Source organism: Seohaeicola saemankumensis (genome assembly GCF_042678485.1).
GTDB classification, from domain to species: Bacteria; Pseudomonadota; Alphaproteobacteria; order Rhodobacterales; family Rhodobacteraceae; genus Seohaeicola; species Seohaeicola saemankumensis.
Map to the genome: position 1 here is coordinate 444,654 of NZ_JBHTKR010000005.1, position 11,806 is coordinate 456,459.

Consider the following 11,806-nt stretch of genomic DNA (forward strand, 5'->3'; position numbering starts at 1 on the left):
GTCCCCCCCTTCCCGCAAAGTCAAGTCGCGGTGGCCTGGGAACGTTCCGTCACGGGCCAAGACGCCTGCGGCCATCCGGCTCCAGCGTCCAGACTTCTCCGGCCTCGAAGACCGCTACGGTCAGGGGCCTGCCATAGCCTGCACCGCTGTCCAGGTTGATCCTGTTGCCGCAATGGGCCGCAGCCTCAAGCGCGGTATGACCATGGACGACCAGCCATGGATGCGCCTCGGTATGGTCCAGAAACGGGCCACGGATCCATAAAAGATCATCCTCGGCCTGATCGGCAAGCGGAACACCCGGCACGATGCCCGCATGCACGAACAGCATCCCCTGCGCCTGATGAAAAAGCGGCATGTCCCGCAGAAAGGCCAGATGCGCGGCGGGCACGGCGGCGCGTGCATCCTGCAACATATGCGTGACAGGCCGCGCGGGATCGGTATCCACACCATAGGCATTCAGTGTCTTGTCCCCACCCAGGCGGGGGTTCAGCCAATCCACACCCGAGACAACACGCGGATCATGCACCCGGCCGTCTTCCAGAAAGCGCTGGAACATGCGGTCGTGATTACCCTTCAGAACGGTCCAGTCGCGGCCAGCAGCCTTGCCCTGCAACAGCGTCTCGATCACCGCAGAACTGCCTGGCCCGCGATCCACCAGGTCGCCAAGGCTGATCATCGGCGCATCGGTTCCGCCATCCGTGGCGATACGGTCAAGCGCGGTCTCCAGCATGGTGATCTCACCATGGATGTCGCCGATCACATAGAGGGAGGAGGTCATCGCCTTGCCTTTCGCCAGTCTGCCCGTTGCAGCATTATCCGATCCGCCCAGGGGCCGGAAGCCGCCAAGCCGACCTATCAAACCAAAACGCCGCCCTGGTGGGGCGGCGTTTGATGTCGCAAAGGACGGGATCCGATCAGTTCACGTCGAATTCCAGGGGTTTGACCTGCTGGAACAGGCCGGTATCCTTCAGCGCCTTGCAGACAGCCTCGTTCACGGCCTCGTCGACATAGAGGATCGCGATCGCCTCGCCGCCCGCGGCCGCGCGACCCAGCGTGAAGTTCGCGATGTTCACGCCCGCCTTGCCCATCGTCATGCCCAGGGCGCCAATGATGCCCGGCACATCCTCGTTCGTGGTGTAGAGCATATGCGCGCCCACCTCGGCATCGATGTTGATGCCCTTGATCTGGATGAAGCGCGGCTTGCCATCGCTGAACACGGTGCCCGCGATGGAGCGTTCGCGCTTTTCGGTCACGACCGTTACCTTGATGTAGCCATCGAAGGCGCCCGACTTGTCCTGGTTGGTGGTCGAGATCTTGATGCCGCGTTCCTTGGCGATCACCGGCGCGCTGACCATGTTCACGTCGGGGTTGGCGCGCTTCATGATCCCCGCCACGACGGCGGAATTCAGGGCGGCCAGGTTCATTTCGGCAACGACACCGTCATAGAGGATGTTGATCGCCTTGATCGGCTCGTCGGTCATCTGTCCGATGAAGCTGCCCAGGTGTCCGGCCAGCTTGACCCAGGGGCCCATGACCTTCGCCTCTTCAGCGGTGACCGACGGCATGTTCAGCGCATTGGTCACGGCACCGGTCAGCAGGTAGTCCGACATCTGTTCAGCCACCTGCAGGGCCACGTTTTCCTGCGCCTCGGTGGTAGATGCGCCAAGGTGCGGGGTGCAGACCACATTGGGCAGACCGAACAGCGGATTCTCGGTCGCGGGTTCTTCGGCGAAAACATCGAAGGCTGCACCGGCCACATGGCCCGACTTCAGCAGATCGGCCAGGGCCTGCTCATCCACCAGACCGCCGCGGGCGCAGTTGATGATCCGCACGCCGGGTTTGGTCTTTTCCAGGTTCTCGCGGCTGAGGATGTTGCGGGTCGCATCGGTCAGCGGCACATGCAGCGTGATGAAATCGGCGCGGCGCAGCAGCTCGTCCAGTTCGACCTTCTCGACATGCATCTTCGATGCTTTTTCATCCGACAGATAGGGATCATAGGCGATCACCTTCATGTGCAGACCGCGCGCACGGTCGCAGACAATGCCACCGATATTGCCCGCGCCGATCACGCCAAGGGTCTTGCCGGTCAGTTCGACCCCCATGAATTTCGACTTTTCCCACTTGCCCGCATGGGTCGAGGCGGACGCCTCGGGGATCTGGCGCGCCACGGCGAACATCATCGCGATGGCATGTTCGGCCGTGGTGATCATGTTGCCGAAGGGCGTGTTCATCACGATCACGCCCTTTTTGCTGGCCGCTTCCTTGTCGACGTTGTCCACACCGATCCCGGCGCGGCCCACGACCTTGAGGTTGGTCGCGGCCTCAAGCACCTTTTCGGTTACCTTGGTGGCCGAACGGATCGCCAGACCATCGTAATTGCCGATGATTTCCAGCAGCTTTTCCTTGTCCTTGCCCAGTTTGGGCTGGAAATCGACGTCGATCCCGCGGTCGCGGAAGATCTGCACGGCGGCATCGGACAATTCGTCGGAGATGAGAACTTTGGGAGCCATGTCAGTGGTCCTTTGATAGGAATGAAAGGGATATGAGGGGCGCGCCATCCGGCGCGCACCCTTGCAGAGTGGGGATCAGGGGATCAGGCCGCTTGCGCCTGTGCTGCGATCTCAGCCTCGAAGGCCCATTCCAGCCAGGGCAGCACGGCCCGCACATCGGCGGTTTCCACCGTGCCACCGCACCAGATCCGAAGGCCGGCAGGCGCGTCGCGATAGGCGCCGATATCCAGGGCGACACCTTCGGCTTCCAGCCGCTTTGCCACGGCCTTTGCAAAAGCCGCGCCATCCTTGATCCGGTCATCGGTGAACTTCAGGCAGACCGATGTGTTCGACCGCGTTGCTGGATCCACCGCAAGGTTGGCGATCCAGGGACGGGTTTCGCAGAAATCCCAGATTGCGGCGGCATTGGCATCGGCCCGCGCCATCAGCCCCTTCAGGCCGCCGACCGAGCGCGCCCAGTCCAGCGCAACCAGATAATCCTCGACCGCCAGCATCGACGGCGTGTTGATCGTCTCGCCGACGAAAATCCCCTCGTTCAGTTTGCCCTTCGAGGTCAGGCGGAAGATTTTCGGCAGCGGCCATGCGGGCGTGTAGCTTTCCAGCCGTGCCACCGCGCGGGGCGACAGCACCAGCATCCCGTGCGCCGCTTCGCCGCCCAGAACCTTCTGCCAGCTGAAGGTGGTCACATCCAGCTTGTCCCAGGGCATGTCCTGCGCGAAAGCGGCCGAGGTGGCGTCGCACATCGTCAGGCCCTTGCGATCCGCCGGGATCGCGTCGCCATTGGGCATCCGCACGCCGGATGTCGTGCCGTTCCAGGTGAAACACACGTCACGATCATAATCGAGCGCCGCCATGTCCACGATCTCGCCGTAAGGGGCTTCGTGCACGCGGGCGTCGATCTTGAGCTGCTTGACGGCATCGGTGACCCAGCCCGCGCCGAAGCTTTCCCAGGCGACCATTTCGGCCGGGCGTTCGCCCAGCATCGTCCACATCGCCATCTCGAAGGCGCCGGTATCCGAGGCGGGCACAATCCCGATCCGGTAATCGGCGGGAATGCCCAGGATCTCGCGCGTGCCCTCGATGGCGGCCTTCAGCTTGGCCTTGCCGATGCCTGCGCGGTGGCTGCGGCCCAAGGGCGCATCCGACAGCAGATCAAGCGAGAATGTGGGGATCTTGGCACAGGGGCCAGAGGAGAACCGCGGATTGGCCGGCCGCGATGCCGGTTTCGTCGTCGTCATTGATGCTATCCTTCCAGATAAGCGCCCCCCGTTGGGGAGGGGTGTCCCATCGCCGGAAATAGAAGGGTTCGAGCGCTTTCACAACGGGAAAAATGACGCTATAGCGCCGCATCACGAACAATTTGCGACATCACCATCCACGATCGGAAACACGCCCATGTTCATTGCCACGGTTCTTGCCAATCCCCGGACGCGCAATCTGGAGGGGTCCCTGCTGGACAGCCTGCGCAATGCCTGGGGCGGTGGCGACGTGGTCTGGCTGGATCCGGATGCGGCAGCCGAATTCGCCTTGCCCGTGCCGCCCGAAAACCGCTGGCAGGTTTGGGAAGACCTGCAAGGCATGGGCCTTGATCTGGTGGTGCAGCCCGCCAAGGGGCGCCGCAAGCGGATGCTTCTGGCCGACATGGACAGCACGATGATCCAGCAGGAATGCATCGACGAGCTGGCCGATATGGCAGGTGTCGGCGCAAGGGTCGCGGATATCACGGCGCGGGCCATGAATGGCGAACTGGATTTCGAAGGGGCATTGCTTGAACGCGTCTCGCTGCTGCGCGGTCTGGATCAAGGTGTGATCGCGCAGGTGCTGAACGAACGGATCACCTTCATGCCCGGCGGGGCCGAACTGGTGGCAACGATGAAGGCCAATGGCGGGCATGCGGCGCTGGTGTCGGGCGGTTTCACCGCTTTCACCACGCGCGTGGCCCGGGTGCTGGGCTTTGACGAGCACCGCGCCAATACCCTGTTGATCGAGAACGGCAAGCTGGTGGGCGACGTGGCGCGCCCCATTCTGGGGCGGCAAGCCAAGATCGAGGCGCTGGAACAGATCAGCGCCCGGCTTGGAATTTCCGAGGCCGACGTGATCGCCGTGGGCGACGGGGCCAACGACCTGGGCATGCTGGGCCGCGCGGGCACGGGCGTCGCCCTGCATGCCAAGCCCAGCGTGGCCGCGCAATGCGAAGCAAGGGTCAACCACGGCGACCTGACGGCGCTGCTGTTCATCCAGGGCTATGCGCGGTCGGAATTCACGACGGCACTTGTTTAATTCTCTACCTTAAGTTAACATTTCCGGCAATTCGCTGCCACGTTGCAACAAATCCTGGGGGGGTCTTGTTGACGGGGAACTGGCGCATTGCCAACGATCGAGATATTCGCCACGGGTGACGAGATAGGCATATATTCCAGCCTGTCGGTCTCTGGCGCTTCCAACGGAACGAAGGTGACCCTGCAAGGCGTCCAGGCGCTTGGCACCTCTACCGATGTGTTCCGGATCGTGATCCGGAATGTAGAGGAAGGCGACGGCCTTTTCAGCAGCGGACAATACGTGGATATCTATGCTTGGCCGGATACCGATCCGCCCGCGCCGCCGCTTTATTCCTCGCTTGACCCGCAAAGTGACCAGTTCAATGGGCGCGCCTCCTCGGCCGAGCATCAGGTATTTACCGGCGCCAACATCGTGTTCGATCTGAACGGGATCACCGAAGGCACGATACAATACGGCCCCGGCATTGATCCGCCACGCAACCAGCAACTGTCGTTCAACACCTTCTCGCCCGATCCACCTGTCTTTCCCTGCTTTGCCGCCGGCACCCTGATCGAAGCCGAGGGAGGCCCACGCCCGGCCGAGACCCTGAAAGAGGGCGATCTGGTGCTGACCGCCGACAATGGCCTGCAACCGATCCGCTGGATCGGAAAACGCAGCGTATCGGGGCTGGACAGGTTGGCACCGATCCTGATCAAGGCCGGCGCCCTGGGCAATTACCGCGATCTTCTGGTGTCGCCGCAGCACCGGATGCTGGTGCAGAATTGGCGCACACAGGTCTATTTCGGCAAGTCACAGGTTCTGGTCGCCGCAAAACATCTGGTGAACGGCAAAACCATAAGGCCAGCCCCGCGCAGCAGCATCACCTATGTGCATATGGCCTTTGACCAGCACGAGATCATCTTTGCCGAAGGCTGCCCCAGCGAGAGCCTTTTCCTGGCCGACGAATCCATGGCCGCGCTCGGCGCTGACGCATTGGCAGAGCTTCGTGATATCTTTCCGGACATGCGCCGGGATGCGCCTTCTTCAAAGGCCGCGCGCGCCTTTCTGCGCGGATGGGAAGGCACATTGGTGGCCTGATCTGCTCTGCGGCACGTCGCGATCAGGCGAAGGCGGCGCCCGGTCGGATCATGCCGACCTCGATACCCCTCCGGTTCAGGATTGGCGGGTTCAGAAATCGACGCGTTGCGGGATGACCGGCATCCAGCACCCCAAGACGTACCAGGATCGCGGCAATCGCGCATTCCGCGCCGCGGGTGGTGCCATCGGTGATCTTCAGCGCCACGCCCAGCCTGCGTTCGGGTATGATCGCGATGAAAAACGCCTCGGCCCCGGTTTTCAGCGCCACGCGACCGTTCATCGCCCGCATCAGAAGCGTGCAGGCTCGGCCTTCTCCGGCGACCAGTTCGGGAAAGGCGACCATGGCTTGCACCAACCGGGCAGCGGCCCCTTCCTGCGCCGAGGCACCATCCCGTGCGGCGGCAAAGAAAGCCATGGCGCGGGCCATGCCATGCAGAGAGGTGGCGAAATTCGGGGCGGAACAGCCGTCGATCCCGTAGCCGGGGCTGGCCTCTCCCGTGATTTCTTCGAACGCCTCCAGACAGGCGCGCTGCACCGGATGATCAGGGTCCACATATTCGGGCCCGCCGCCCAGATGGCGGTTCAGCGTCAGAAAGCCCGTGTGCTTGCCAGAGCAGTTGTTGTGGATCTGGCAGGGTTTTTGGCCCGCCCGGATCAACGCATCACGGGCCGGCAGGTCGTCAGGCTCTTGCGGCCCGCAGCGGAAGTCATCGACGGTGCAACCGATATGATCCAGCCAGGCTTTCACCCGGTCCGTGTGGATCGCCGCCCCATTGTGACTGGCGCAGGCCAGGGCCAGATGTTCGGGCCATAACCTGGCGGCATCCGCGGCGCCGCTGGTGATCAAGGGCAGCGCCTGCAACATCTTGGAAGACGAGCGCGGCATCACCACCGCTTGCGGATCCCCCCAGGATTCGACGATCCCGCCCGCGGCGTCACAAATCACGGCGTGACCGTGATGAATGCTTTCCAGAAAGGGCCCGCGCCATATTTCGGCCATGGGAACAGGGGGGGTCATCGATTGCTCCTTTGTAAACTCTACGCGATCCCGGGGCGGGTCTGTGCAATTTTCCGCCAACAGCACTTTCGCATGTGGCAGCTTTCAGGCTATTGTTGCAAGGTCGAGAAGGACATGGGTCAAGCGCGAATGCCGAAAACGGCGGGCCTGACCCATCGCGGAATTGAGGCACGTACGGCTTGGAGGCTGGACAGATGACATCAAGACTGGCGCGCGGATGGCTCCGCGCAAGTGTCGGGGCGATGATGGCCCTCGCGGCGACCGGAGCATGGGCGCAACAAACAAGCACCAATCAGGTTGCGGCCAAAACGGACTGGAGCGTCTTCGAAGACGCGGACCCCAAGGAATGCTGGGCCGTGTCGTCGCCCAAGGAAACGGTCAACACAAGAGACGGGCGTGTGGTCGCCGTGCAGCGCGGGGAAATCCTGCTGATGACCTTCTACCGCCCTGCGGCAGGGGTCAGCGGGCAGGTGACATTCACCGGCGGCTATCCCTTCGCCTCGGGATCGACCGTGAACCTGAACATCAATGACACGCAATTCGAACTCTTCACCGAAGGCGAATGGGCCTGGCCGGCCTCGGCCGAGGACGATGCCAAGATCATCGCCGCGATGAAGGGCGGCTCTTCGGCGATACTGACCGCGCGCTCGGCGCGCGGGACGGTGACCAAGGACAGCTTTTCGTTGCTGGGCTATACGGCCGCCACCGAAGAGGCCGCGCGCCGCTGCCAGTGACACGCAAGCGCGACGGAATATGGGCAGCCCCCGGATGGGGCTGCCCTTTCGCGTTTGAAACTTGGCTTTGGATTCGCCGCGCGAATCCTGTATGACCCCGCTCTGTTTCCAAGCCCGCTCTGTTTCCAGGAATGCAAAGCCCATGACCGCCACCGCCCCGATCACCCAGGATGTGATGACCATCCCGCGCAAGCTGCCCGACGGGCCCGTCAACCTTGTCGGCCTTACACGTGATGCGATGCGCGCGGCACTGATTGCCCATGGCACCCCGGAAAAGCAGGCGAAGATGCGCGTGGGCCAGATCTGGCAGTGGATCTACCAGAAAGGTGTGCGCGATTTCGACCTGATGACCAATCTGGCCAAACCTTACCGGCAAGAGCTGGCACAGCACTTCACCATAGAAGTGCCCGAGGTCGTGACCCGCCAGCTATCCGAGGATGGCACCCGGAAATATCTGGTCCGCATCGCAGGCGGCCATGAGGTCGAGGTGGTCTATATCCCCGAAGAAGGGCGCGGTACGCTGTGCATCTCCAGCCAGGTAGGCTGCACCCTGACCTGTTCCTTCTGCCATACCGGCACGCAGAAACTGGTCCGCAACCTGACCGCCGCCGAGATCATCGGCCAGGTCATGATCGCGCGCGACGACCTGGGCGAATGGCCCGAACCGGGGCGCAACCCCAAGGACGAAACGCGGCTTCTGTCCAACATCGTCCTGATGGGCATGGGAGAGCCGCTTTACAATTTCGACAACGTGCGCGACGCGATGAAGATCGCGATGGACCCCGAAGGCATCAGCCTCAGCCGTCGCCGCATCACCCTGTCCACGTCGGGCGTGGTGCCGGAAATCGCGCGTACCGCGCAGGAAATCGGCTGTTTGCTGGCCGTCAGCTTCCACGCCACCACGGACGAAACCCGTGACAAGCTGGTGCCGATCAACAAGCGCTGGAACATCGCGGCCCTTCTGGACGCGCTGCGCGAGTACCCCAAGGTGTCCAATTCCGAGCGGATCACATTTGAATACGTGATGCTGGCCGGGGTGAATGATACCGACGAGGATGCGCGCCGCCTGGTCAAGCTGATCGAAGGGATTCCCGCGAAGATCAACCTGATCCCGTTCAACGAATGGCCCGGCGCACCTTACAAGCGGTCGTCGAACAACCGCATTCATGCCTTTGCCGACATCATCTACAAAGCGGGGTATGCCAGCCCGATCCGCACCCCGCGCGGCGAAGACATCATGGCCGCCTGTGGACAGTTGAAATCGGCCACGGAACGCGCTCGCAAGACGCGCGCCCAGATCGAATCCGAGGCCGGGTTGCGCTGACATGGCGTTTCTTGATTGCCGAGGCATTGCTTCGGCGATGCCCATCAATCCGCCCAGCCTGCCTTAATTGTTTCGCAATGCCCTGCAATTGCCCTGATCTGGCAGAATTGACGCCAAGATTCGGGAACAGATTGTTTCCTGTAGAGACGCCTTACAGGAGCCACATAAAATGTCCGTCATCCAAGCCAGCGACGCCTTCATGGCCGCCCAAGTCCTTGATCTGGTGCTGAGTGAGCGCCGCAAGGCGTTGTCCCCGCGCGAATGGAAACACCGCCTGGCCGGTTACGGCTACCGACTGATGCAGTCGGATGAAGGTGTCGTTGTCACCAGCATCCGCACAGGCAGCGCCGTCTGCGCGGTTCCGGGTGAAATGTCGGTCTGATACCAGCTCGCAGTATCAGGCCGCGCAAACGGGCTCGAAACCCTGGGGGGAAATCCCGGGCCCGAAATCCTGGGGGCGACTTGGGCGGGAAACCCTGGGGGGAAATCCTGCGCCCGAAATCCTGGGGGAAGACTTGGGCCGGAAACCCTGGGGGGAAATCCTGCGCCCGAAATCCTGGGGGAAGACTTGGGCCGGAAACCCTGGGGGGAAATCCTGCGCCCGAGATCACGGACCCGCATTGCTGCAGGATGTGATGCCTACTGGCTGATACGCGCCAAAATCAGCGGGTCCTGCCGATCGTTGGAAAACAGAAGCAGGGCGCCTGTGGGGTCGATGTCAAACCGGCTGATCCGTTGCAGGTCGGCAAGAAACAGTCCCTCCTGTTCCATCAGGTCTGGAACACATGCCATTCGCGTGGCCCCTGCGGGCCCGATGCTCAGGCCCTCGCCGCTCAACTCGAAGGCCGCATTATAGCGATTGCAGCCACTGCGCCCGGCCAATCGCCGCGTGACCGCATCGAATTCCAGCGTGACCAGCGAACCGTCCACAAGGCTGGAACCGCTGATCTGCTCGACGATCCATTCCACACCGGCAAGCAGATCCATCGACTCGCCCCCGCAGCCTTCCAGAACACTGTCCTGCGTGGTCACACTGACCGTCTGGGGAAAAGGCGTGCCTGACATCAGGTCATGGCAGATCACGTCGGACAGGCGCAGCACCATGCCCTGGGCCGACATGTCAAAGACGAAGTCCGCACCCACCAGCGCCGCCGGTGGCAGTTTGGCGCGCAAGGGCATCTGCCCGATATTCGGGATCAGCTCGACCATTCCGCCGACGATCGTCAGCGACCAGAACGGTTCTGTCCCGCGGGCACGATAGGGCTGTTCGGGCTCGGGCGGAACGGCCACGCATTCCGGCAGGACCTCGCCTTGCAACGACACCAGCGCGGTATCCCCCCTGGACTGATAGGAGGTGCCGGGGTCCGCCGGGTCTTCGAAGGTCATGCCCGAAGCGGTCGGAGCCCGCAACAGCACCAACCGATCCGCATCGGTTTCAAGCACGGCGCGATCCTCGAAGAACCCGATCTTCAGCCGCGCCTCACCGCAGCGCAGCGTGCTGGCGAATCCCATCGGTTGATGGCGGCTCATGATGACCTCGCCCAGCGCCACGGGTGCCATCCCCGCAGCCACGACAATCGCATCGCTGACCCAAAGCGGTTCGCCATCCAGGACCACTGCCGCGCGTATCGTGGCGCCAACACCGTCGGGCAGCGTCAGCGAGAACGGCAGCGGCACTTGCTTCCCGCCAGACTGAAACCGCGTCTCTGCCAGGGGCGTGTCCTGCAACCCCCTTGCCTCGATCACGATCTCTGCGCCGGGCGGCAGCGCATCGCGCGACAGGTAGGTCAGGGCACCATCGACATTGCGGGCTTCGGCAACGCCGCACAGCATCGCAAAAGCCAGAACAGAGATACCGACGATGCGCATCAAGGCAGACCCTTTCGAAGATCCCTGCAAGTCTCGCGCAATATAGATCAGCGGCGGGCCTGCTCAATGCCCTCCCGGCGCTGCGGCTGCTTTTTTGGCCGACCCTTCAGCACCCACGGAGGGCCGGTCAGCGCCCCGGAATGGCCTCGCGCTTTTCGCCAGCGCCTTCCCATTCCGCCATGGCGGCGATCGCTTCATCGGCGGTCTCGACATAGCGGAACAGCGACAGATCCTCGGCCGAGATGGTGCCCGCCTCGGCCAGCGCCTCCCAGTTGATGATGGTTTGCCAGAAGTCCTTGCCGAACAGAAGAAACGGCACGCGTTTCATACGGCCTGTCTGGATCAGCGTCAGACTTTCGAACATCTCGTCCAGCGTGCCGAAACCGCCCGGAAAGACGCAAACCGCATTGGCGCGCATCAGGAAATGCATCTTGCGGATCGCGAAATAGTGGAAGTTGAAGCACAGGTCGGGCGTGACGTATTCATTGGGCGCCTGTTCATGCGGCAGCACGATATTCAAGCCGATCGAAATGCCCCCCGCCTCACGTGCGCCGCGGTTTCCGGCCTCCATCACACCGGGCCCGCCACCCGTGGCAATGATGTTGCGATGCCCGCCTGCAACAAGCGAGGCTTCCGTCACCAGATAGGCGAAACGGCGCGCCTCCTCGTAGTAGCGCGACAATGCCGCAAGGTTCTTGTTGGATGCCTCCGATGCCTTGTCCGGGGCCGGGATACGCGCGCCACCGAACAGAACCACGGTGCTTTCGACGCCATATTCGTCCAGCAGCATCTGCGGTTTCAGCAGTTCCAGCTGCAAGCGGACCGGGCGCAATTCATCCCGGCACAGGAATTCATTATCGGCAAAAGCCAACTTGTAGGCAGGCGAGCGTGTCTGTTCGGTCTCGGGCACGCCATGGGCCGTCTTGATGTCCGTATGCGCGTCCCGAAACGGGCTGCTGCGGTCTTCTGTCATCGTGGTCGCTTTCCTGAAGGG

11 protein-coding genes are annotated in these 11,806 nt (G+C 62.7%); 5 read left to right on the forward strand and 6 right to left on the reverse strand.

Translation table 11 applies throughout. From position 1 onward, the window contains the following. Positions 1-49 precede the first annotated feature (49 nt). The 3 genes from ACFQ3C_RS14440 to ACFQ3C_RS14450 all read right to left on the reverse strand — a co-directional run bounded on the left by ACFQ3C_RS14440 (position 50) and on the right by ACFQ3C_RS14450 (position 3,748). Positions 50-778: a metallophosphoesterase gene (locus tag ACFQ3C_RS14440; protein ID WP_380793198.1), complete on the reverse strand. Its 729-nt coding sequence runs from the start codon at positions 776-778 to the stop codon at positions 50-52. Positions 779-914: 136 nt separating this feature from the next. Continuing rightward, positions 915-2,510, reverse strand: a complete 1,596-nt coding sequence (serA, locus tag ACFQ3C_RS14445) for a phosphoglycerate dehydrogenase (RefSeq protein WP_380793200.1) — start codon at positions 2,508-2,510, stop codon at positions 915-917. An 83-nt stretch (positions 2,511-2,593) separates the two neighbouring features. Further along, positions 2,594-3,748 carry a phosphoserine transaminase gene (locus tag ACFQ3C_RS14450; RefSeq protein WP_380793202.1) on the reverse strand — a complete coding sequence of 385 codons (1,155 nt, stop codon included), beginning with the start codon at positions 3,746-3,748 and terminating at the stop codon, positions 2,594-2,596. A 157-nt stretch (positions 3,749-3,905) separates the two neighbouring features. Here ACFQ3C_RS14450 and serB point away from each other — a divergent pair, with 157 nt between their 5' ends. Continuing rightward, positions 3,906-4,790, forward strand: coding sequence for a phosphoserine phosphatase SerB (gene serB / locus ACFQ3C_RS14455; RefSeq protein ID WP_380793204.1), 885 nt, complete (start codon positions 3,906-3,908; stop codon positions 4,788-4,790). Between the two features lie 87 nt (positions 4,791-4,877). Next, on the forward strand, positions 4,878-5,867 hold the full coding sequence (locus ACFQ3C_RS14460) for a Hint domain-containing protein (RefSeq protein WP_380793206.1): 990 nt from the start codon (positions 4,878-4,880) through the stop codon (positions 5,865-5,867). A 22-nt stretch (positions 5,868-5,889) separates the two neighbouring features. On the opposite strand, the gene ACFQ3C_RS14465 is transcribed toward ACFQ3C_RS14460, so the two are convergent. Then, positions 5,890-6,885, reverse strand: coding sequence for an asparaginase (locus tag ACFQ3C_RS14465; RefSeq protein ID WP_380793208.1), 996 nt, complete (start codon positions 6,883-6,885; stop codon positions 5,890-5,892). Between the two features lie 194 nt (positions 6,886-7,079). Between ACFQ3C_RS14465 and ACFQ3C_RS14470 the strand changes: the two genes are divergently transcribed. The 3 genes from ACFQ3C_RS14470 to ACFQ3C_RS14480 all read left to right on the forward strand — a co-directional run bounded on the left by ACFQ3C_RS14470 (position 7,080) and on the right by ACFQ3C_RS14480 (position 9,325). After that, positions 7,080-7,619, forward strand: coding sequence for a hypothetical protein (locus ACFQ3C_RS14470; protein WP_380793210.1), 540 nt, complete (start codon positions 7,080-7,082; stop codon positions 7,617-7,619). 142 nt (positions 7,620-7,761) lie between these two features. Beyond that, positions 7,762-8,943, forward strand: coding sequence for a 23S rRNA (adenine(2503)-C(2))-methyltransferase RlmN (rlmN, locus tag ACFQ3C_RS14475; RefSeq protein ID WP_380793212.1), 1,182 nt, complete (start codon positions 7,762-7,764; stop codon positions 8,941-8,943). A gap of 169 nt (positions 8,944-9,112) precedes the next feature. After that, positions 9,113-9,325 (forward strand): hypothetical protein, encoded by a 213-nt coding sequence (locus ACFQ3C_RS14480; protein WP_380793214.1) that lies wholly within the window; start codon positions 9,113-9,115, stop codon positions 9,323-9,325. Positions 9,326-9,582: 257 nt separating this feature from the next. On the opposite strand, the gene ACFQ3C_RS14485 is transcribed toward ACFQ3C_RS14480, so the two are convergent. Together ACFQ3C_RS14485 and ACFQ3C_RS14490 are read right to left on the reverse strand one after the other, a co-directional pair. Continuing rightward, positions 9,583-10,812, reverse strand: a complete 1,230-nt coding sequence (locus ACFQ3C_RS14485) for an META domain-containing protein (protein WP_380793216.1) — start codon at positions 10,810-10,812, stop codon at positions 9,583-9,585. Positions 10,813-10,939: 127 nt separating this feature from the next. Then, on the reverse strand, positions 10,940-11,785 hold the full coding sequence (locus tag ACFQ3C_RS14490) for an LOG family protein (RefSeq protein WP_380793218.1): 846 nt from the start codon (positions 11,783-11,785) through the stop codon (positions 10,940-10,942). Positions 11,786-11,806: the final 21 nt, after the last annotated feature.